Genomic DNA, 22,560 nt, shown 5'->3' on the forward strand with positions numbered 1-22,560 from the left:
GGACCAGTCATAGTCCTGCGGTCCTTCTTTTATATGAACGTAACCCACATTGTCTGGGATGTGGCAGATGGGCGTATTCTTCGCCCTTATCAACAGGAATTAAAATGAGCGAAAGCTTTGCGGAACTCTTTGAAGAAAGCCTAAAAACCCTGAACCTTCAGGCAGGCTCCATCATCACCGGTGTTATCGTCGACATCGACTACCAAGCGCGTTGGGTAACCGTTCACGCTGGTTTGAAGTCTGAAGCGCTGATCCCGCTTGAGCAGTTCTACAACGATGCTGGCGAACTGTCCATCAATGTTGGTGATGAAGTTCACGTTGCTCTGGATTCGGTTGAAGACGGCTTTGGTGAAACCAAGCTGTCCCGTGAAAAAGCCAAGCGCGCTGAATGCTGGATCGTTCTGGAAGCAGCCTTCGCAGCCGAAGAAGTGGTCAAGGGCGTTATCAACGGTAAGGTTAAAGGCGGCTTCACTGTCGACGTTAACGGCATCCGTGCGTTCCTGCCAGGTTCTCTGGTTGACGTCCGTCCAGTGCGCGACACCACGCACCTGGAAGGCAAAGAGCTCGAGTTTAAAGTCATCAAACTCGACCAGAAGCGCAACAACGTTGTCGTTTCCCGCCGTAGCGTCCTCGAAGCCGAGAACTCCGCTGAGCGTGAAGCTCTGCTGGAATCCCTGCAGGAAGGTCAGCAAGTCAAAGGTATCGTCAAAAACCTCACCGATTACGGCGCATTCGTCGATCTGGGTGGCGTCGATGGCCTGCTGCACATCACCGACATGGCTTGGAAGCGCATCAAGCATCCTTCCGAAATCGTCAACGTTGGCGACGAGATCGATGTCAAGGTTCTGAAGTACGATCGCGAGCGCAATCGTGTTTCCCTGGGCCTGAAGCAGCTGGGCGAAGATCCATGGGTTGCTATCAAAGCCCGTTACCCAGAAAGCACTCGCGTTACCGCTCGTGTAACCAACCTGACCGACTACGGCTGCTTCGCTGAGCTGGAAGAGGGCGTTGAAGGTCTGGTGCACGTTTCGGAAATGGACTGGACCAACAAGAACATCCATCCTTCGAAAGTCGTACAAGTCGGCGACGAAGTGGAAGTTATGGTTCTGGACATCGACGAAGAGCGTCGTCGCATCTCCCTGGGTATCAAGCAGTGCAAATCTAACCCATGGGAAGATTTCTCTGGCCAGTTCAACAAGGGCGATAAAATCTCCGGCACCATCAAGTCGATCACCGATTTCGGTATCTTCATTGGTCTGGACGGTGGCATCGACGGTCTGGTTCACCTGTCCGACATCTCCTGGAACGAAGTGGGCGAAGAAGCCGTACGCCGCTTCAAGAAGGGCGACGAGCTGGACACCGTTATCCTGTCGGTTGACCCAGAGCGTGAGCGTATCTCCCTGGGCATCAAGCAACTGGAAAGCGATCCGTTCTCCGAGTACGTTCAAGAGAACGACAAGGGTGCAATCGTTAAGGGTGTTGTAAAAGAAGTTGACGCCAAAGGCGCCATCATCACCCTGGCCAACGATATCGAAGCTACTCTGAAAGCCTCCGAAATCAGCCGTGACCGCATCGAAGATGCTCGTAACGTCCTGAAAGAAGGCGAAGAAGTTGAAGCCAAGATCATCAGCGTTGACCGTAAGAGCCGTGTAATCCAGCTCTCGATCAAGTCGAAAGACGTTGAAGACGAGAAAGAAGCTATCCAGAGCCTGCGCGACAAGCCAGCTGCTTCGGATATCGCTGCTGGTCCTACCACTCTGGGCGACCTGCTGCGTGCACAGATGGAAAAGCAGAACTAAGTTCTGTCAGACCATAGAAAAAGGGCGACTTCGGTCGCCCTTTTTTGTGTCTGCGATTTGGATTCTGGCTTGCATCTGTCAAGGGGGAAACCAATAGAGTCATTCGGGTGTCTATTTTCTTAAGCGGATCAATAACCTATTCAGGGCTAGGCTTGCTTGAGCTGAATGATGGTGGGGCGATTGCCCGGTATAAGGAAGTAGATGAAAAATCTCATTGTGGTTTTTGCGGTTCTAGTCTTGGTGGGTTGTACGACCAACGCCAAGGTCCATGCAGTCCGTGGTGTCAGCGGCATCGAGATCGACTGCTCCGGTCTTGGGGCTGGATGGGACAAGTGCTACAGGCGCGCTGAGCGTGAATGCAAGGGGGATGGCTACAAAGTCATCACCAGATCCAGTGATGCCAAGGACGAGGAGGGTGACTATCCCTTTGGTTGGAATCCTGCGGGGTACCTCACGCGGACCATGCTTGTCATATGTCGTTAGTAGGATGGCGTGGTGGGAGGCGAGATTGCTGTGGAGTTTTCGTTTTAGGCGCTGTTGAATGCCTTCGTTTATAGCGTTTTCGCAAGGTGGGAGATAAGTCAATGCTTGGGCTGTTCAAAATCCCCCGGTCGTGCTAAAACCTTTGAAGCGCTTATCTAGCTGCTTGAAAAAGAAGGGAAAAATATGACGAAGTCGGAGTTGATCGAACGAATTGTCACCCATCAAGGGCTACTCTCATCCAAGGATGTGGAGCTGGCCATCAAGACCATGCTTGAGCAAATGTCCCAATGCCTGGCCACTGGTGATCGTATCGAGATCCGGGGGTTTGGTAGCTTCTCTCTGCACTATCGTGCGCCGCGTGTTGGGCGTAATCCGAAGACTGGCCAGTCCGTCAGTCTTGACGGAAAATTCGTTCCTCATTTCAAACCGGGCAAAGAACTGCGCGATCGCGTGAACGAGGAAGAGGAGGAGGGGCTTTGACAGCTGTTACACTTCAAGGGACTGCTGATGCATAACCTCAAGCGCGTACTTCTCTCTGTATTTGTCCTGTTGCTCGTCCTGGCGATCTTGGCGTTCGTTCTTGAGAACCAGCAAAGCGTGTCGCTGTCATTCTTGGGTTGGGCTGGTCCGCAGTTGCCGGTGTCGCTGATCATGGTGATTGCTCTGCTGGTTGGCATGATAATTGGGCCGATTCTCGGCTGGTTTCTGGGGTGTCCGTCCAGAACCTCACGCAAGCGCCTTGTCTGATTACGACAAACCCGTTGTGTGCATCGAATTTGCGTCACTGCTCGTCCATATCCATTAGTAAAACCTTCATTAAGCTGTAAAATGCTGCGCTTGGCTGATGGGGGGAATTCCCACATTGGTTCAGACTGACTCTGTCAGAAGCCACGGCTGACTTGATGGCTTCTGCATTCATGGATTAGACAGTGCGCGGTTGGCGGCCCTGTCAGCAATTTAAGGGTATGGTTTCGCGTGAAAATTCTAGTAACCGGCGGCGCCGGGTTTATCGGCTCGGCAGTCATTCGTCATATCATCTCTAGCACTGCCGACTCTGTCGTTAACGTCGATAAACTGACTTATGCCGGTAATCTTGAGTCGCTGACCGAAGTCAGCCAGAACTCGCGATACGTGTTTGAACGCGTCGATATCTGCGACCGTGATCAAGTGGATCGTGTCCTGCGTGAACATCAACCGGATGCCATCATGCACCTGGCCGCAGAGTCCCACGTTGACCGCTCGATCTCCGGTCCGTCTGAATTCATCCAGACCAACATTATCGGCACTTACACGCTGCTGGAATCTACACGCCACTATTGGGCGGCACTGGATGATGTGCGCAAAGCGAACTTCCGTTTCCATCACATTTCCACCGACGAAGTCTACGGAGACCTCGAAGGCCCGGAAGACCTCTTCACCGAAACCACGCCGTATCAGCCAAGCTCGCCCTACTCGGCCAGCAAGGCCAGTTCTGATCACCTGGTTCGCGCCTGGAGTCGTACCTACAACCTGCCGACCTTGGTCACCAACTGTTCGAACAACTACGGTCCTTGTCATTTCCCTGAGAAGTTGATCCCGCTGATCATTCTCAACGCACTGGAAGGCAAGTTGCTGCCGGTCTACGGCAAAGGTAATCAGGTCCGTGACTGGCTCTACGTCGAAGACCACGCCCGTGCACTGTACAAAGTTGTGACCGAAGGCGTGATCGGCGAGACCTACAATATCGGCGGCCATAACGAGAAGCAAAATATCGAAGTGGTGCATACCCTTTGCGCACTGCTCGACGAACTGCGTCCAGACTCGGCTCATCGTCCACATGCGAGCTTGATCACTTACGTTCAGGATCGTCCGGGCCACGATCAACGTTACGCGATCGACGCCAGCAAAATCCAGCGCGAGCTGGGTTGGGCGCCGGAAGAAACCTTTGAAACCGGCATTCGCAAAACCGTCGAGTGGTACCTGAGCAACACTGAGTGGGTCGCTCATGTGAAGAGCGGCAGCTACCAGCAATGGATCGACCAGAACTACACGGACCGTTCGGATAAAGCGTGAAAATTCTCCTGTTGGGAAAAAACGGTCAGGTGGGCTGGGAGCTGCAACGTTCTCTTGCGCCACTCGGTGAGCTGATCGCCCTGGATCGGCATGCGGTCGGTGGATTGTGCGGCGACCTGTCTAACCTCGACACATTGCGTGCGACGATCCGTCAGGTCAAACCCGATGTCATCGTCAACGCCGCTGCCTACACTGCTGTCGATAAAGCCGAGTTCGAGACTGAGCTGGCCGACCGCGTGAACGGTCAGGCAAGCCTGGTCATGGCTGAAGAAGCCGCGATTCTAGGGAGCTGGCTGATTTACTACTCGACTGACTACGTCTTCAGTGGCGAGGGTTCGACACCATGGCAAGAGACGGACGCAGTCGCCCCCGTGAATCATTACGGCGCCAGCAAATTGACCGGCGAACAGGCAATTACGACGTCTGGCTGCAAGCACCTGATCTTCCGAACCAGTTGGATCTATGGTGTTCGTGGTAACAACTTCGCCAAGACCATGCTGCGTCTGGCCAAAGATCGTGAAGATCTGAGCGTCATCGCCGACCAGGTCGGAGCCCCGACGGGTGCAGACCTGATCGCCGACGTTACCGCGTTGGCCATTCAGCAAGTTCTGCAGCGTCCTGATCTTTCGGGCTTGTACCACTTGGCGGCTAGTGGTGAAGTGTCGTGGTACGGTTATGCTAGCTATGTGATTGGCTTCGCCCAAGCCAGCGGCGAGCAGCTCGCCGTAACGGTGATCAATCCGATTGAAACGATCGCTTATCCAACACCTGCGCGCCGCCCTCTGAATTCGCGTTTGAATACTCAGAAGCTGTGCGACAGTTTTTCTCTACACTTGCCGGATTGGCAAAGTGGTGTAACCCGAATGCTTAGGGAAGTTCTGAATAAATGACCACGACAAATCGTAAAGGCATCATCCTCGCCGGCGGCTCGGGCACGCGCCTGCACCCGTTGACCCTCGGCGTATCCAAACAGATGTTGCCGATCTACGACAAGCCGATGATCTTTTATCCGCTGTCAGTGTTGATGCTGGCGGGTATGCGCGAGATTCTGATTATTTCCACTCCGGAAGATTTGCCCTGTTTCCGTAAATTGTTGGGTGATGGGAGTCAGTATGGGATCCAATTGACTTATGCTGAGCAACCCAGTCCAGATGGTCTCGCGCAGGCCTTCATCATTGGCGAGGAGTTCATCGGTAAAGATCCTTGCTGTCTGATCCTTGGCGACAACATCTTCTATGGTCAGCACTTTTCTGACAATTTACGTTCGGCTAGTACTCAGGCGCGCGGTGCCACGGTCTTCGGTTATCACGTATCCGATCCAGAACGTTTTGGCGTAGTGGAGTTTGACGCTTCCGGTCGTGCATTGAGTATCGAAGAGAAGCCACTGAAACCAAAATCCAACTATGCTGTTACAGGGCTTTATTTCTACGATAATGATGTAGTAGAAATAGCAAAATGCATTAAGCCGTCTGAGCGTGGGGAGCTCGAAATTACCGATGTGAACCGAGCTTACCTAGAGCGGAAGATGCTGAGTGTCGAAATACTTGGTCGTGGTTTCGCTTGGTTGGATACTGGTACTCATGATTCCCTGCTTGAGGCGAGTCACTTTGTGCACACCATTGAGCAGCGCCAAGGTCTTAAAGTGGCCTGCTTGGAGGAGATCGCGTATCACAACGGATGGATCAATTCCGAGCGGTTGAGTGTGCAAGCCGATGCTTTGAAGAAGACTGGTTACGGGCAGTACTTGAAAAAGCTTCTGGACTCGCCTTCTTGTTAGCCTGAGTAAGCAGAAGCATTTAACCAGCGTAAACAGGAATGGCATGCCAGAACAACGCTTCAAAGTTGCAGTTTTACTGGCGGCCTACAATGGTATGCAATGGATCGAGGAGCAGTTGCACTCGATCCTTTGCCAGAAAGGTGTAGATGTAACCGTCTATATCAGTATCGACTCTTCCAGCGATGGCACAGAGGCGTGGTGCAAAGCATATGCAGGCCAGCATCCACGTGTTGTTGTTTTGCCTGATGCTGGCTCTTTTGGCGGTGCCTCTCGCAACTTCTTCCGACTGCTTCGCGATGTTGATCTTAATGGGTATGATTTTATCGCATTTTCAGATCAGGATGATGTTTGGCATGCTGATAAGCTCCTCCGGGCTGCTCACGCAATACGGAACCGGAAGTTAGATGGCTATTCCAGTAATGTCACGGCGTTTTGGCGGGATGGCAACAGGCAATTGCTGAATAAGGCCCAGCCACAGGTTACTTGGGATTTTCTATTTGAAGCCGCGGGGCCAGGCTGCACTTATGTAATGAGTCAGAAACTGATTGTCCTTTTAAAGGCGAACATGTTGGCTAACTGGGCCGACTTGCAAGGCGTCAGCCTGCATGACTGGTATTTCTACGCTTTTGCTCGTAGCCATGGATTCAAGTGGTTTATTGATCCGCAACCGTCTATGGACTATCGTCAGCACGAGCGCAATCAGGTTGGAGCCAACTCAGGACTGGGGGCGCTCGTCGCACGTTACAAGGCGATTCATGATGGCTGGTGGTTCTCCCAGGTTCGGCTGATTGTTCGCTTGGTAGGCAAAGAGTCTGATCCTTTCGTTCAGAGATGGTTTGTGATGGGCCGAAGGCATCGAATTAAACTTTCTTTGAGTTCATGGAGCTGTCGCCGGCGTGGACGAGATAAAATGTTATTTTTTTTGATTTGTTGGATTACGGCATTGACTGGAAGTAGTGCCGAATGAACTGCCCGAAGATTCTAGTGACTGGGGCTACAGGGTTTGTCGGAGAGGCGGTGGTCTTCAGATTATTGCTCGACAAACAATTTACCCCCGTCGCTGCAGTTCGGGCTAGTACCCGGTTGAGTGGCTTGTGCCAGATTGTTTCCTTTGACCTTGAAGACCCGATGAGAGTGCCATCACTCGAAGGTGTGGATGTTGTCGTCCATTGTGCTGCCAGAGTGCATGTGATGAATGAGACAGCTGAAGACAGTCTGGTAGCGTATCGAGTCGCTAATGTTGACGGAACCCTCCGGCTGGCTAGGCGCGCGGTGAAGGCTGGCGTCAGTCGCTTTATTTTCATCAGCTCAATTAAGGTCAATGGTGAGCGCACGGATCCTGATAGGCCGTTTAAATTCACTGATGTTCCAGCACCTGCTGATCCTTATGGGGTTTCCAAGCTGGAAGCGGAGAATGCCCTGCAAAAACTTAGCCAGGAGACAGGGATGGATGTTGTTATAATTCGTCCCCCTTTGGTTTATGGCCCTGGGGTCAAGGCTAACTTTCTTAATATGATACGCTGGATCAATCGCGGTATACCTCTGCCATTGGGGAAAGTTAAAAATCGGCGCAGCTTTGTTGCTTTGGGGAATCTCGTGGACTTGGTGGTTACGTGCATCACCAAACCTGCTGCTGCCGGTCAGATTTTTTTGGTCAGTGACGGTGAGGATATCTCCACAACTCAGTTGTTGCGGCGTATGGCGTTTGCGTTGGGTAAAGCTGTAATTTTGCTACCCATACCGGTGGTTATGTTGAAAGCGGCAGCTTCTGTATTGAGGAAAGCAGCTGTTTTCGAACGTCTGTGTGACTCCTTGCAGGTTGATATTCGGCACACACAGGAAGTGCTTGGTTGGATGCCACCTCTCAGTACTGAGCAGGCCTTGCGCCAAACTGCCGACTATTACCAGGATAGACAGGCCACATGATTATTATGTTATTGGTGATGGTATTTCTCGCCTCTTGGGCTCTAACCGGTTTTATTCGCCGATATGCATTGACTCGAAGTTTACTTGATATCCCCAATGCACGCAGTTCGCATACGGTTCCCACACCTCGTGGTGGTGGTGTAGCTATTGTTGTGGCTTTTTTGCTCGGGCTACCTGTCCTAAGCCTACTGGACCGGATGCCCCCCCCGGTAATGATAGGGATGTCGGGAGCAGGTCTGCTGGTTGCACTCATTGGCATTGCTGACGATTATGGTCACATCGCTGCGAGGTGGCGTTTGGCTGTTCATTTTATTGCTGCGGCCTGGGTGTTGTCCTGGTTTGATGGATTGGCTTCAATTGAGTTTTTTGGAGTGGCAATCGCGTTAGGTTGGTGGGGGTGGATTTTAGGGGGGCTTTATCTCGTTTGGATGCTAAATCTCTACAACTTCATGGATGGTATCGATGGCTTGGCCAGCATCGAAGCAATTTGTGCATGTTTGGGAATGTGTTTGATTTATGTGTTGATCGGGGATCTTGAGTTAGTTTGGGCGCCTCTGATGCTAGCGATAGGTGTTGCGGGTTTCCTTTGTTGGAATTTTCCTTCAGCGAAGATATTTCTAGGGGACGCCGGGAGCGGTTTTTTAGGACTTGTTCTTGGCGCAATGACTCTTCAGGCCGCCTGGAGTGCACCTGAGTTGATCTCGTGCTGGTTGATACTTCTTGGAGTTTTTATCGTCGACGCGACATGGACGCTCGTGCGGAGATTGATTCGCGGTGATAAGGTGTATCAGGCGCATAGCAGTCATGCCTATCAGTTTGCAGCTCGTTGCTGGGGGCATAAAAAAGTGACAGTTTTAGTTGGTGTTGTCAATGTTGTGTTCTTACTGCCTATATCAGTCCTTGTTGCGTTTGGGTACTTAAATTCATTTGTTGGGATATGTATGGCGTATGCGCCACTTGTATGTCTGGCATATTTACTGGGTGCAGGAAAGAGTCAAGTTTGAAGTGGAAATTTCTTTTTTCTTTGAAAGTAGCGCTTTACTGAAAACGGCTACTGTTTTGTTTGCATCGGTTTCAGGCTGAACAAGTTTCGCTTGCAGGCACAATCCTGGCTGCGTCGGCGTATTGGCTGGGATTGTCACGTGAAGAGGAGGCTGACGAAAGTAGGAGTGTCAGACTCTAAGCCAGCCAATCCGCCAGATTGAGCTAAACTGGCACGGATAGGACGGTGCGCAGGCTGCGCGGGGCATGGAACTGAGGATCCTGTGCGAAAAAAGAGCGGTAGAACAGGCTTGCGATCCTGGTAGCTATCTTGAAAATCCCTGCCGGGCATGCGACCTTACGACCGTTCTGTGCAGCTTGCGGTGCAGTGCTACTGTACCGTACTTCAATTGGCTATCTCAGAGCCAGTCCATCAAAACAGCAAAGAATGCTGCTACCATGTGCCCTAAGCACCCAGAGGTGTTTACCTGATGCAAAATTTTTCAGCCAGCCCCCGTGAACTGGCAGCCAGTCTTTGGCGCAATCGTAGTTTGATCAACGCCGCAGTAAGACGAGAAGTTGTGGGGCGGTATAGAGGGTCATTTATGGGGATCCTGTGGTCGTTTTTTAACCCTCTGTTCATGCTTACGGTATACACGTTCGTGTTCAGTATTATTTTTAAGGCTCGCTGGGGAGTGGGCAGTGACTCGAAAACCGAGTTTGCACTCATACTCTTCGCCGGATTGATGGTGTTCAGCCTGTTTTCCGAGTGCATTATCCGAGCACCGGGACTCATAGTCGGTAACCCTAACTATGTAAAAAAAGTCTTGTTCCCCCTGGAGGTGCTACCTTGGGTGAATCTTGGTTCTGCTCTGTTTCATTTTTTAGTTAGTCTCGTAGTTTGGTTGATTGCTTACTTGTGTTTTTTCGGGTTACCAAATATCACAATGCTCTATTTGCCTCTTGTGTTGCTGCCAATGGTGTTTTTTATAATGGGTATCAGCTGGGCGATAGCATCACTCGGTGTTTTTTTGCGCGATGTGTCGCAATTTATTGGGATTCTTACAACAACATTGATGTTTCTTTCTCCTGTGTTTTATCCGGTTACCGCTATCCCCGAGCAGTATCGTTCACTCATTTATATGAATCCACTGACTCCTGTAATTGAAAGTGTCAGAGATATACTTTATTGGAATGTCACTCCTGATTTTGGGGTGTTGAGTATCTATATTTTAGTTAGTATGTTTGTTGCTTGGCTTGGGTTTGTTTGGTTTCAAAAGACTCGTAAGGGATTTGCTGATGTGCTCTGATAATATAGCAATTCAAGTAAAGAATATAAGCAAGCAGTACGAGATCTACGAGCGCTCGCATGATCGTTTGAAACAATTCCTTTTGCCAAAAATGCAGCGCGCATTAGGTAAGTCGCCGGCGCAATATTATAAGGCTTTCACTGCTCTTGATGATGTCTCATTTGATATATTGAAGGGAGAAACAGTAGGGATTATCGGCCGAAACGGCAGCGGAAAGTCTACGCTGCTGCAAATGATATGCGGAACTTTGAATCCTACATGTGGAGATATAAGAACTAGCGGTCGAATTGCTGCTTTGTTGGAGCTTGGTTCTGGATTTAATCCGGAATTTACGGGCAGAGAAAACGTTTACTTGAACGCTGCTGTATTGGGGCTGGAAAGAAAAGAGGTTGATCGCCAGTTTGACGAAATTGCAAGCTTTGCCGAAATTGGGCAGTTCATGGACCAACCAATAAAAACGTATTCCAGCGGGATGGTTGTTAGGCTTGCATTTGCCGTGCAAGCTCACCTGCGGCCAGATATTTTGATTGTCGATGAGGCCCTTGCGGTTGGTGATATTTTCTTTCAGCAAAAATGCATCAGATATATGCGTGAAAAACTGGAGGCCTGTACCAAGCTTCTGGTTACGCACGACATGCAAGCCATCTATAATTTTTGTTCGCGCGTTATAGTTCTGAACAAAGGGAAAGTAATATTTAATGGGGATGTAAAAATAGGCATCGAAACGTTCATGAAGATTAATCATGGCGTATCTGATGTGGATGTTAAAATAGAAGTCTCTGAGCGACTGCTATCCGCCGATACTGAAAAAACAGAAAGAACTTCGAAGAAGAGACTCATTCCGCTTGATGCCATGGGCGGGAAGCAAAGTGTCAAGTTTGAAAGCTTTGCAACTATAGTTAACGGGAAGACTGTTCTGTCGAGTAGCATGACTGTCTTTCCAGGTGATGACATCGTGATTGATATGGATGTAGTTGCTGCCGAGGCGATTGAGGAAGTTATTGTTGGCTATTTGATAGTTGATCGTAATGGTATGTATGTATGCGGTGATAATTCTCTTTCTGTTAGCAACGGTTTTACTATTGGCTCACCGGGGAATGTGAGTGCATCTATAAGTTTTAAGTGGCCAGCTATTGCAAATGGCACCTATACGTTAACGCTAGGGCTTGGTCGCGGTGTTGATCCAATGAATCATATTGTGGAATGTTGGGCGCATAGTTTGGTTGCGTTTGAAAGTGTCTCGCATACTCCTGTTCATGGGTTGTTTACCAATAAGTTGACTAACTTCGAATGTGATGGAGTAGAGAGATGAGCAATGTTTGCAACCTCTGCGGTAGCGAGGGGCTCGAGTACTTGGAGTCTTTTTTGGGGGCTGATAATGTAGCTATAAAAGTTGCTACGTGCGGTTGTTGTCAATCGCTTATTCCTGAATATGCTGTCGATTCTTCGTCTGAGATAAATTCTACGTTACAGCAAGTAAAGTTTCATGAAGATTGGTGGGATGAAAGTAATAAGGAAGAGCTTGATGAGGTGCTTTCAAATGTCAAGAACCTTGTCAGCGATCTACAGAAATACCTGGGTCCGAATGATCCGGATAACCTAGTTCTAGAATTGGGGGCGGGAAGAGGCAGTCTTCTGCGCGCTCTACTTGATAAAGGTTACAGCGCTTATGGCTGCGAGCCTGCCCCGAAACTGGTAGCGCTGGCTCGCCAGTATTATGGGTTGACCGAGAAAAACCTGTTCGAGGTTCCTGGTGGGCATTTCCTTGATCATATAGTTCCCTCGCTCCCGGGGCATGTTCAAGCCTTTGTGCTGTGGCACGTTCTTGAACATCTGGAAAATCCGATGCAACTGCTTCGCAAGTTGTATGAGATGCTCAGTGATGGCGGTTGTCTTATTCTGCAACTTCCAATATTTTGTCAGCAGTATATTTATCCCGAACATTATTTCTTCCCTTCTCATGCAACCTTTGATTACATAGCCAAGGATATCGGTTTTCAAGTCGAGATTGTTGATTATGATTTAAATAATTTTTTTGTCACGATTTGTTTTAGAAAAACTGAGCTTTCTATTTTACGTGAAAAAAATAAGCTCGCTGAAAATATGAGAAATATGTCAGCTTTTTCTCAGGCCGTATTTCTACGTGACGAAGTGATTCGTGAACGGGAGAGAGCTGTAACGGCTCAGACGAAAATTATTAACGAAAAAGTTCAAGGTATGGACTTGATGGAGTCGCTCATTCAAGAGCGAGATAAAACCATCTCTGCTCAAACTGCACTCATTGATGAACAGGTTGTGGGTATGGACTTGATGGAGTCGCTCATTCAAGAGCGAGATAAAACCATCTCTGCTCAAACTGCACTCATTGATGAAAAGGTTGTGGGCATGGGCTTGATGGAGTCGCTCATTCAAGAGCGAGATAAAACCATCTCTGCTCAAACTGCACTCATTGCTGAGAAAGTTGTGGGTATGAGCTTAATGACAGCTATGATTGACGAGCGAGAGAAGGCTCTCGAGGCCAAATCGGAGCTAGTAGCTATTCAAATATCCGAACTTAGCAGAATGGAATCTGCGATCAAGGGTTTGACGGCCGAAATTAGTAGCATGGAATCTGTGATCAAGGAAATGAAGGTGGCTATTCAAAATGCCAATGAAGAGTTAGATGTGTATCGTAATTCTTCGGTATTTAAAGCAGCAAAATTAATTCGTTTGATTAAGTGAGTAGGTTTCCATGAAACAGTTTGCGATAATTTCCCCGGCTCCTATCAGAGGTTCTGGCGGAGTGGCGAGGATTTTTAACTTTGCTGACGCCCTCACTCGTGCTGGTTTCAAATGTGATGTCTATGTATTTGATGCTGGCTCTAAATCAAAAGAACAGCTTAAGAAAGAAGCTTTGGACTATTATGGTGCTCAGGGCTTTGATGTTTATTGCGGGGCGTACATTGAGGAGCATTACGACTATGTTATGGCGACTCGGTGGGATACTGCGAAACTCGTGAGGGACTCCAGCGCGAAAAATAAGCTTTATCTAGTGCAGGACTTTGAAGCATGCTTCAGCCCGGTCGGTGACGGGACCGTCTTTGCAGAGAACTCCTATCTGTATGATTTGCAAACGATTACCTATGGGAAATGGCTGGCTACTAAATTAAATCGTCAGTATGGAAATCAACCCTATTTCTTGGATTTTTCCTCTGATTTGAATAGCTTCTTTGTTAAGCGAGAATATGAGGAACGGTTGAAAGGCCGTCCGTCGATTTGCTTTATTTATCAGCATGACAAACCACGGCGCTGCCCTCAGCTTGGCATTGAAGCGTTAGGTATCGTCAAGAGCATGCGGCCTGACGTAGAAATAGTTTTGGTAGGTACAGATCAAAGTCCGCCTCTGTGGTTCGAGTACACTAACGCCGGGTTACTCAATCTTGAGGGATTGAATGAACTCTATAACAAATGTCACGTAGGCCTTTGCCTTAGCTCCAGTAATCCGTCATGTAACCCGTTTGATATGATGGCGGCAGGATTGCCTTCTGTGGAGCTATATAGAGACAATAATCTGTATGATCTACCGGAAGGCGGAGTCCTGCTCGCTCATCAGACTCCTGAGTCTATTGCAGAAGCCATCTTGTTTTTGTTGTCTGATAATGAAACTCTGAAACGAATGTCAGAGTTCGGCGTCAATTTTATGAAGGCGCGTGGAGCCGAGCAGGAAGTTATCAGCTTCTTGTCTATTGTTAATGACGTTGGCTCCGGAACCAATAGTCGTCAAGTTACCGGCGGTAAAATTCCAGCTCGTTATTCTTTACCTGCAGTAGTTGCTCCGGCTTGCCAGGGAGCTGCTGTTGAAGCTCATGTTCAGGACCAATTCAATTGTTTTCGGGATGATATGAATTTACAGCCCGCCACGGTAGCGCGTGTTAGCTCACACGATATCGTAAAAACATTAAGTCACCCCCCACGCGTTGCTCATGCTAGAAGCCGAATTCTAGTTTTAGCGAAACGAATCCTTCGCCGCCTTGGTGTTTGATGTATGCAGAATGTGAAGTTGGTTACTATTGATGTTTGGGATACTCTTATTCGTAGAGTATGCCACCCTGATGCGGTGAAAGTACATACTTGCCGTTTTTTACTATTGACTCATTTTTTTGAAATTAAAGATGATTTTAGAACAATAGCTGCCCTTCTTAACGCTAGGCGAGGCGCAGAAGCTCATGTGGGAGAGATCCAAAAAAACAAGGGTTTCGATGATGAGTATCAGATTCGTGAGGTCTATGCTTATTGGCTCAAGTCAGTTCTGAAAAGTGTCGTCGATTTAGGGGGGAGCGTGGATGAACTTTTTAATTCCGAGCTATCTCAGGAATACAAAGTGTCATATCGGGACCCCGAGATTATCCAGGTACTCAATCAGTACCCGAGTGTCAAGAAAATTTTCGTTTCTGATTTTTATATGGGGGCGATAGAGCTTAAAAGTCTGCTCACTCAAACCGGTTATGGCGGAGAAATATCAACGGGCTATAGTTCATGTGATATTCGTTTGAACAAACGTAGCGGGAATATTTTTCCTTATGTGCTGGGTCAGGAAGAAGTTGACGCAAAAAATGTCATGCATATCGGAGATAATGCACATTCTGACGTGTATTCACCGAGTAGATTTGGTATTCAAACGACACACTTTCTTCCAAAAGAGCAGCATGAGTTGCGCTTGGCGAGAGAGTCTGCATTTGATAACCAGCAAACTCTCATCAGTTCCGCGCTGAGCAGTCTCACGATTGAAGCATCACTGGAAACCAATAGCGCGCGAGCAAAAGCTTTATATAGCTGTGGAATTAATAGCTCACCTCTGCTAATCGGTTTTGTGCTTGATATAATGGAGAAAGCGATAAAATTTAGGCATAAAAAGGTTTTTTTCTTTACCCGGGAAGGTGAGTTCTTTAAGCAGATATATGATGTGCTTGCAGCTCAGGATCCGTTTGGTGTGCCTGTCCCAGAAGCGGTTCTTCTCGAAGTCAGCCGTGTGGCAACATTTTCTGCTTCGTTACCCTGTGCCTCACTAGATGTCTTAATGCGCATCTGGACACTCTATAGTACTCAATCAATACAGGCATTGTTTCGCAGCCTTGGCATAAACATCCAAAGCTTTTCCAACATGATTGAATCATATGGGATACCTCTGGAACTTGATATTCAATACCCTTGGTTGGACGATCGCTTCAAAGCTCTTTTTAATGATGAAGAGTTTAAAGTGCGGCTTGAAACCGAGCTGGCGTTGAAAAGAAACAGGTTGTTAGGATACTTGAAGTCGAAAGACTTTCCACTAGAGGGGAAGGCGGCAATCGTTGATATCGGATGGCGCGGAACTATCCAAGATAATCTTGCCCATCTACTTCCGGATGTCCACCTGGACGGTTTTTATCTTGGACTTGACAAATTTCTCAATTCCCAGCCTGATAATACAAAAAAATATGCGTTCGGGCCGAATAGGAATGATTTATCACAGTCTAATTCGACACTATTTGGAAAGGTTGCCCCGATCGAAATGCTCTGTAACTCTCCCAGTGGAAGTGTTACGGGTTATAAGGATGACGGCGGTAGTTTTTTGGCTGAAAAGTTGATTCAAGGTTCAGAAAACTCAATCTTCTATGAATCTGTTACTTACTTTCAGCAGGGCGTTATCTGTGCTGCAGAAAAAATAGGTGCAGTCGTCCGCTTACATGCAGTGATGTCAGAGGCCTTCAAGGACCTAGCTGTTTCTTGCTGGACAGAAATAGTTGACAGGCCTCCAGCAATCATCGCTGATACGTTCTTTAAGCTTAATCACAATGAAAGTTTTGGCTTAGGACGGTTTGACGACAAGAGTGCTGTAATTCCAAGTATGGTCTGGATGAAGGCGTGTATTTCTGTGGGCGGGCTTAAGAACCTGATCAGGGCGCTGGAAAGTACCGGATGGCCAGAGGGATATCTTTCTCAACGCGGCTTATTGTGGATCTGGACAGCTATTCATAAAGCACGTCAGACTAAAAGTAAACTGACTCGGAGGCCTTGACTTTTATGAAGGTTACAGTATTTGGTGGCGGCGGTTTCATCGGATCCACTATCGTGGATAGATTATTACTTGATGGGCACGATATTAAGGTCTTTGAGCGGCCACGTGTTGCGCGCTACCGGACTTTTTTGGCGCATGAGAACGTTCAGTGGATCACCGGAGATCTACTCAGCAAGGCTGATGTCGATTCTGTAGTAAAAGGAGCTGATGTTGTTGTGCATTTGGTCTCAACCACCTTGCCCAAAAGCTCCAATGACGACCCGATATACGATGTACAAACCAATTTGGTTGCCAGTTTGCAGATGCTGGAAGCAATGGTCACACATCAGGTGGGTCGGATCGTGTTCATTTCTTCAGGTGGAACGGTTTACGGTAGCCCACGCTATACCCCAATTGATGAAGTTCATCCAACGGATCCAGAAGTCTCTTACGGAATTACCAAGTTAGCGATCGAAAAATACTTGTTAATGTATGGCAAGCTACGAAATATCAAGCCAGTCATCCTTCGTGTCGCGAATCCTTACGGCGAACGCCAACGTGTTGAGACTGCTCAAGGTGCAGTTGGTGTGTTCATCAGCAAAGTATTAAAAGACCAAACGATTGATATTTGGGGCGATGGTAGCGTCCAGCGTGATTTCCTTCATGTCAGTGATGTTGCTGACGCATTCGCAAAGGCTATTACTTATTCCGGTTCAGAGACGGTTTTCAATATTAGCTCTGGGACAGGCACAAGCCTTAATGAGCTCGTAAAGTTGATTGGTGAAGTAAAAGGTAGTGTGCCTGAGGTCGCTTACTCACCGGGCCGTCAGTTTGATGTTCCCGTGAGTATTTTGAGTAACGAACGGGCAAGAACGGAATTAAATTGGGCTCCTAAAGTCACCATTAAGGAAGGTGTATCCAGAACTTTTAGTTGGATGAAGCAGGAGTTGGCTAAGTCAGAGCAATGAAAGTTCTATTAACCATACACCAATTTTTCCCCGATTTTTCGGCTGGTACTGAGGTTCTGACCTATTCAGTTGCCAAGGAGTTAATCGGAAGAGGTCATGAGGTGCGAATTCTGACTGGCCACCCCGAGCAATCCACGCTTTCAGAGGACAGTTGTTTCGAAGAGTATGATTATGAGGGTATTCACGTCTATCGCTATAATCACTCATACAGTCAGGCGGTGCTGCATGGGTCAAGGATGGAGCTCGATTACGATAATAAAGGCGCCGCTGGATTTTTCGAGAAAGTACTGAATGAATTCAGACCAGATATTGTTCACTTCTTTCATTTGAGTCGTTTGGGCTCGGGTCTCATAACCAAGGTTGTAGAAAAAGGTATTCCTGCTTTTCTGACTCCCACTGATTTTTGGGTCATTTGTCCCAAGGCTCGAATGAGTTATGCGGGTGGTCAAGCGTGCTTGGGGCCCAGTGAAAGTGCAGGAAACTGCGCAATGCATCTTGCCGCTCAACCGTTTGGTGCTTTTGCAGAAAGCCTTGTAAAACTCGTCCCTTCAGTTGTTGGGGATCTTCTTGTTCGTAGCGTTCAAAGTGTCTCTTCGTCCGGCATTCGCAGCTTGAATGAAGTAAGAGCATTAGGGAAGCGGCTACCCACTAATATTCATCGACTTAATCTTTTGAATAAATTAGTGGTTCCTAATCGTACGCTTGAACGTCTGCTGATCCGGTATGGAGTTGATAAAAGGAATATTGTTCTCTCGGCGTATGGAATAAAATTTGACGAGGTGATTGTTCGCAAGGCAAGAGTTACAGCGGGGGCTGCTTTGCGTGTCGGTTTTATAGGAACACTTGCCTCTCATAAAGGTTGCCATGTCCTACTTGATGCGTTTCAGCAGTTGGATAAAGGCATCGCCACGTTAAAGATTTTTGGATCAGAATCTGACTTTCCGGATTATTCACGAAATTTGCGAAATAGTTCTGAAAATAATCCCTTTATTGAGTTTTGTGGCACCTTTCCCAACAGCTCTATAGGGCAGGTGTTAAGTGAATTGGACGTATTGGTAGTTCCCTCAATCTGGGCTGAAAATACCCCGCTTGTTATTTACTCCGCTCAAGCGGCGGGCTGTCCTGTATTAGCGTCTGACGTGCCAGGAATCGCCGAAGCCATTGAGGATGATGTTGACGGCCTGCTGTTTGAACGAGGAAATTCGCAAGCCCTCTACGAATGCCTGCTAAAATTGGTAAGGGCTCCCGATATATTGGAGCGGCTTTCAAAAAATACCCGCCCTCCTAAATCGGTTGTGATTTATGTTGATGAGTTATTGGGTATTTGGGAAGAAGGTATTCGTTTGTAAGTGATCCACCATTGAGGGGTAGAGCAATTATTTATTCGCGCTGCAACTTTTTAAAGCTGCAGCGACTAGATTTTATTCAGGCAGATAGCGATAGCCAGACTGATATTGTCCATTAGAGTCTGACGATAAATTCCTGATTTTTTCATAAGCCGAAGTCTCGTAAAAAATGAGTCTTGTCTACCCTGCCTAAAATCAATCAAAGTTTGATGATTTTCTGGGGGCAGCTTGTTCTCAACTATTTCAAGAGCTTTTAAATTTAAATCACTCCAGTCCCTGAATTGTCCGTCGATGAGCTTCTGGAAACGTATCATCCTTTCCTTGATGCTGGAGCCAGCACCGATGAGATTGCCACCGTGCTGACGGTAATCTAGCGTTGGTTCTTGGTCGTATACAACCCTCCCACCACAAGCTGTTGTCAGGAGATAGGCTAGCCAGTCGTGAGCTACAATCTTCATTGTGTCAGGAATCAAGCTTAGAAGCTCACGTGCGGCGTTGTTCAGGAGCATTGTATTGGCCCCGGAAATGCTCTGTATCAGTGCATTCTTAAAGGTAGGTTCTCGTTTGAACTCGGGTGAAAATCCAATGTTGTTCTGATCTTCATCAATAAGTCTGGTTCTGGAGCAATACAGTGCCGGCAGATCAGAGGGTAGTAACGCCAAATGCTGGATGCTTCTCTCCAGTTTATTATTTTTCCAAATGTCGTCTTGGTCACTGAATGCGAAAAAGTCGGCTTTTATACCCTTGTTTCTAATCAGCGACATGAAGTTGGCTGCAAAACCTTTACGCGGGCCGTTGAAGATTTTAATTCGCTGTTCATCAATAAGCAGCTGATACTCTTCTAATAGCTCAATTGTTTTGTCGGTAGACCCATCATCGGAAATGTATAATGTCCATTCTTGATGGGTCTGAGCAAGGATGGAGTCAATCTGCTCTTTAAGAAAAGCTTGCCCATTATATGTGCAGAGAAGAATTGCCACTTCAAAAGGAGAGGGCGATCTTGTAGAAGGAGGTACGAATAGCTCTGTATCTGTATAACCGGGCTGGGGCGGTTGCTGCTCCATGCGTCCTCGCACTGGGATAAAAATTTGTGTTGGTATTAAGTGAAAAATAGACTGCTGGCCTTGTGATGTCGCGTGAGCAAATGCTCAACAGCACACAGAATGTACGCAGGGTGTGCATTTTACCCGTCTGGGAGGTTTAATCTCTACTTTTTTGCGCTCTAATACTGGGGGTAGATGCGTTTGGCCTGCCGGTACCAAACTGGCAATTCACATGCCAAAAAAGTAAACGCATTTTTTATGCAGTGCCGGCTTGGTTGGGAGTAACTGAGGTCAAAATGAAAGGATGGGAAATGGACAATTTGCGGATGCTCCTTTTGAGAATGCCTCGTCAGAAAAAACGCCTTATTCAGGTGATTACTGACGTATTTCTGGTTTGGACAGCGCTGTGGGGGGCGTTTTTGGTTCGTCTGGGAATTGAAGACGTGACTGAGCCTCTCAGAGTGCATACTTGGCTTTTCATTTACGCCCCGGTGATTGCCATCCCGCTTTTCATCCGCTTCGGCATGTACCGTGCTGTCATGCGGTATTTCGGTAACGACGCGCTGATTGCCATCATTAAAGCTGTCAGCCTTTCATCCCTGATCCTTGCCCTTGTCGTCTACTGGTACACCAATCACCAAGCCGTCGTTCCTCGTTCCATCATCTTCAATTACTGGTGGCTCAGCTTGGTCATCATCGGTGGCTTGCGCCTCTGCATGCGCCAGTACTTCATGGGCGACTGGTTCACCGCCGCCAAACACGTGCCGTTTACCAATCGCGACGACGGTCTGACCAAGGTCGCCATTTATGGTGCTGGCGTTGCAGGCAACCAGCTGGTTGCGGCGCTGCGCATGGGGCGGGTAATGCGTCCTGTGGCTTTTGTCGATGATGATCCGAGTATCGCGGATCGCTCCATTTCCGGTTTGCAGGTTTACAAGCCCAAACACATCCAGCAGATGATTGAAGTAACCGGTGCCCAGGAGATTCTCTTGGCATTGCCGTCGTCGACTCGTGCGCGACGTCGGGAAATTCTCAACCTGCTTGAGGGCTTTCCGCTCCATGTGCGTAGTGTTCCGAACTTCACCGATTTGGCCAGCGGGCGGGTGAAGGTCGACGATATTCAGGAAGTTGATATCGCAGACTTGCTGGGGCGCGACGCTGTACCTGCTCAGCCTGACTTGCTGGCCCGTTGTATCAAGGGCAAGACGGTTCTGGTGACCGGCGCAGGTGGTTCGATCGGGGCCGAACTCTGCCGGCAGATTTTTTCGTTGGGGCCGACCACGCTCCTGTTGTTCGATCACAGTGAGTTCAATCTCTACAACATCCTGTCGGAACTCGAGCAGCGTCTCTCCCGCGAGTCGTCGCCTGTTCGGTTGCTGCCCATTCTTGGCTCGATTCGCAATCCGCATAAGCTGCTGGATGTGATGAAGACCTGGAATGTCGATACGGTTTATCACGCGGCGGCTTACAAGCATGTGCCGATGGTCGAGCACAATATCGCCGAAGGCGTGCTGAACAACGTGATGGGAACGCTCAACACTGCTCAGGCCGCATTACAGGCCGGGGTCGCCAATTTCGTGCTGATTTCCACCGACAAGGCGGTGCGCCCAACCAATGTGATGGGGAGCACCAAACGTCTCGCTGAGTTGACCCTGCAGGCTCTAAGTCGTGAAATCGCCCCGGTGTTGTTTGGGGACAAAGCCAACGTATCGCGTGTCAACAAAACCCGTTTCACCATGGTGCGTTTTGGCAATGTGCTGGGGTCTTCAGGCTCGGTAATTCCGTTGTTTCATAGCCAGATCAAATCTGGCGGCCCACTGACCGTTACCCATCCAAAGATCACTCGTTACTTCATGACCATCCCCGAGGCGGCGCAACTGGTGATTCAGGCCGGTTCCATGGGGCAGGGCGGCGATGTGTTCGTGTTGGACATGGGCGAGCCGGTGAGGATTGTCGAGCTGGCCGAGAAGATGATTCACCTCTCCGGGTTGAGTATTCGTTCGGAGAGGAACCCCCAGGGCGACATCGCCATCGAGTTCACGGGCTTGCGCCCGGGCGAAAAGCTTTACGAAGAGTTACTGATTGGCGACAACGTTTCTGCCACTCAGCATCCGATGATCATGAGCGCCAATGAGGATCATCTGCCTTGGGACTTGCTGAAAGCCAAGCTGGCGGAATTGCTGGCGGCCGTTGAGCAGGATGACTATTCCAGGGTTCGACAACTGCTGCGCGAGACTGTCAGCGGTTACACCCCGGATGGCGATATTGTCGACTGGATTTACCAGCAGCGTCGCCTCGAACCCTGAATTTACATACGTTGTAACCCAGTCACTTTTGACTTGCCCGTGGCACCGCCTAGGTTTGGAGAGCAGCTTTGGAAAAGCTGCTTTTCCTAATCGATGTGATGGAGTGTCACTTATGCGTATCACTTATTTCCCTTCTCTGGTCTTCGCTCTGATGGCCAGTCTTTCTTCCATTACCTACGCAGCACCTGCGGTCCATGCCGAGGCCAAGGCTCCGGCAGTGGCGCAGGTGGCCTCTTCGGAGCAAGCAGGCAAGATCGATCTGAACACTGCCGATGCAGCCGCCTTGCAGCGCGAGCTGCCCGGCGTTGGTGCGGTCAAGGCGCAGGCGATCGTTAAATATCGTGAGAGCAATGGACCTTTTACCTCGGTGGACGAACTGCTCGAGGTCAAGGGCATCGGCAAGGCGATTCTGGAAAGCAACCGGGAAAAGTTGAAGGTCAACTGACGCTTCAATTCATGCGCAAGGCCGATCAGTGATCGGCCTTGCGTTTTTCGGGCTCTAGCGCGCAAACACCATAAGCAGGATTGCGCCATTCAATGTTGTCTATCGCTT

The 22,560-nt window shown here is 48.7% G+C and carries 20 protein-coding genes; 19 read left to right on the top strand and 1 reads right to left on the bottom strand.

Annotated elements, in window-relative coordinates:
• The first annotated feature begins 104 nt into the window (after positions 1 to 104).
• The 17 genes from rpsA (at position 105) to NRG23_RS28655 (ending at position 18,661) form a co-directional block, all read left to right on the top strand.
• Positions 105 to 1,799 carry a 30S ribosomal protein S1 gene (gene rpsA / locus NRG23_RS28575; RefSeq protein WP_007931318.1) on the top strand — a complete coding sequence of 565 codons (1,695 nt, stop codon included), beginning with the start codon at positions 105 to 107 and terminating at the stop codon, positions 1,797 to 1,799.
• 201 nt (positions 1,800 to 2,000) lie between these two features.
• Positions 2,001 to 2,282: a hypothetical protein gene (locus NRG23_RS28580; protein ID WP_039968127.1), complete on the top strand. Its 282-nt coding sequence runs from the start codon at positions 2,001 to 2,003 to the stop codon at positions 2,280 to 2,282.
• 183 nt (positions 2,283 to 2,465) lie between these two features.
• A complete protein-coding gene (ihfB, locus tag NRG23_RS28585; RefSeq protein WP_007899751.1) occupies positions 2,466 to 2,762 on the top strand; it encodes an integration host factor subunit beta in 297 nt (98 codons plus the stop codon).
• Between the two features lie 27 nt (positions 2,763 to 2,789).
• Positions 2,790 to 3,029, top strand: a complete 240-nt coding sequence (locus NRG23_RS28590) for a LapA family protein (RefSeq protein WP_053269674.1) — start codon at positions 2,790 to 2,792, stop codon at positions 3,027 to 3,029.
• A 228-nt stretch (positions 3,030 to 3,257) separates the two neighbouring features.
• On the top strand, positions 3,258 to 4,334 hold the full coding sequence (gene rfbB / locus NRG23_RS28595) for a dTDP-glucose 4,6-dehydratase (protein ID WP_053269673.1): 1,077 nt from the start codon (positions 3,258 to 3,260) through the stop codon (positions 4,332 to 4,334).
• The gene (gene rfbD, locus NRG23_RS28600; RefSeq protein WP_053269672.1) at positions 4,331 to 5,224 is read left to right on the top strand and encodes a dTDP-4-dehydrorhamnose reductase; all 894 of its coding nucleotides are present in this window, start codon (positions 4,331 to 4,333) and stop codon (positions 5,222 to 5,224) included. The genes rfbB and rfbD overlap by 4 nt, the downstream gene beginning before the upstream one ends.
• Complete coding sequence (gene rfbA / locus NRG23_RS28605; RefSeq protein WP_053269671.1) at positions 5,221 to 6,111, top strand: glucose-1-phosphate thymidylyltransferase RfbA; 891 nt, start codon at positions 5,221 to 5,223, stop codon at positions 6,109 to 6,111. Before rfbD ends, rfbA begins: the two co-directional genes overlap by 4 nt.
• Positions 6,112 to 6,154: 43 nt before the next feature.
• Complete coding sequence (locus NRG23_RS28610) at positions 6,155 to 7,078, top strand: glycosyltransferase (RefSeq protein ID WP_081001276.1); 924 nt, start codon at positions 6,155 to 6,157, stop codon at positions 7,076 to 7,078.
• The gene (locus tag NRG23_RS28615) at positions 7,075 to 8,037 is read left to right on the top strand and encodes an SDR family oxidoreductase (RefSeq protein ID WP_257373101.1); all 963 of its coding nucleotides are present in this window, start codon (positions 7,075 to 7,077) and stop codon (positions 8,035 to 8,037) included. The genes NRG23_RS28610 and NRG23_RS28615 overlap by 4 nt, the downstream gene beginning before the upstream one ends.
• A complete protein-coding gene (locus tag NRG23_RS28620) occupies positions 8,034 to 9,041 on the top strand; it encodes a glycosyltransferase family 4 protein (protein ID WP_081001275.1) in 1,008 nt (335 codons plus the stop codon). Before NRG23_RS28615 ends, NRG23_RS28620 begins: the two co-directional genes overlap by 4 nt.
• A 468-nt stretch (positions 9,042 to 9,509) precedes the next feature.
• Positions 9,510 to 10,328 carry an ABC transporter permease gene (locus NRG23_RS28625; protein ID WP_053269668.1) on the top strand — a complete coding sequence of 273 codons (819 nt, stop codon included), beginning with the start codon at positions 9,510 to 9,512 and terminating at the stop codon, positions 10,326 to 10,328.
• Positions 10,318 to 11,640, top strand: a complete 1,323-nt coding sequence (locus tag NRG23_RS28630; protein ID WP_081001274.1) for an ABC transporter ATP-binding protein — start codon at positions 10,318 to 10,320, stop codon at positions 11,638 to 11,640. Before NRG23_RS28625 ends, NRG23_RS28630 begins: the two co-directional genes overlap by 11 nt.
• Positions 11,637 to 13,049 (top strand): bifunctional 2-polyprenyl-6-hydroxyphenol methylase/3-demethylubiquinol 3-O-methyltransferase UbiG, encoded by a 1,413-nt coding sequence (locus NRG23_RS28635; protein WP_081001273.1) that lies wholly within the window; start codon positions 11,637 to 11,639, stop codon positions 13,047 to 13,049. The genes NRG23_RS28630 and NRG23_RS28635 overlap by 4 nt, the downstream gene beginning before the upstream one ends.
• A gap of 10 nt (positions 13,050 to 13,059) precedes the next feature.
• Positions 13,060 to 14,349, top strand: coding sequence for a glycosyl transferase family 1 (locus NRG23_RS28640; protein WP_155500004.1), 1,290 nt, complete (start codon positions 13,060 to 13,062; stop codon positions 14,347 to 14,349).
• 3 nt (positions 14,350 to 14,352) lie between these two features.
• Positions 14,353 to 16,365, top strand: coding sequence for an HAD family hydrolase (locus NRG23_RS28645; protein WP_155500003.1), 2,013 nt, complete (start codon positions 14,353 to 14,355; stop codon positions 16,363 to 16,365).
• Positions 16,366 to 16,370: 5 nt separating this feature from the next.
• Positions 16,371 to 17,312 (top strand): NAD-dependent epimerase/dehydratase family protein, encoded by a 942-nt coding sequence (locus NRG23_RS28650; protein WP_081001272.1) that lies wholly within the window; start codon positions 16,371 to 16,373, stop codon positions 17,310 to 17,312.
• A complete protein-coding gene (locus NRG23_RS28655) occupies positions 17,309 to 18,661 on the top strand; it encodes a glycosyltransferase family 4 protein (RefSeq protein ID WP_081001271.1) in 1,353 nt (450 codons plus the stop codon). The genes NRG23_RS28650 and NRG23_RS28655 overlap by 4 nt, the downstream gene beginning before the upstream one ends.
• A 65-nt stretch (positions 18,662 to 18,726) precedes the next feature.
• Here the strand turns inward: NRG23_RS28655 and NRG23_RS28660 are convergent, their stop codons facing one another.
• Positions 18,727 to 19,722: a glycosyltransferase family 2 protein gene (locus NRG23_RS28660; RefSeq protein ID WP_081001270.1), complete on the bottom strand. Its 996-nt coding sequence runs from the start codon at positions 19,720 to 19,722 to the stop codon at positions 18,727 to 18,729.
• Between the two features lie 290 nt (positions 19,723 to 20,012).
• Here NRG23_RS28660 and NRG23_RS28665 point away from each other — a divergent pair, with 290 nt between their 5' ends.
• Complete coding sequence (locus NRG23_RS28665; protein ID WP_257375098.1) at positions 20,013 to 22,007, top strand: nucleoside-diphosphate sugar epimerase/dehydratase; 1,995 nt, start codon at positions 20,013 to 20,015, stop codon at positions 22,005 to 22,007.
• Positions 22,008 to 22,119: 112 nt separating this feature from the next.
• Positions 22,120 to 22,452, top strand: a complete 333-nt coding sequence (locus NRG23_RS28670) for a helix-hairpin-helix domain-containing protein (protein WP_028683082.1) — start codon at positions 22,120 to 22,122, stop codon at positions 22,450 to 22,452.
• Positions 22,453 to 22,560 lie beyond the last annotated feature (108 nt).

The organism is Pseudomonas sp. T8 (genome assembly GCF_024610635.1).
GTDB lineage: Bacteria > Pseudomonadota > Gammaproteobacteria > Pseudomonadales > Pseudomonadaceae > Aquipseudomonas > Aquipseudomonas chlororaphis_I.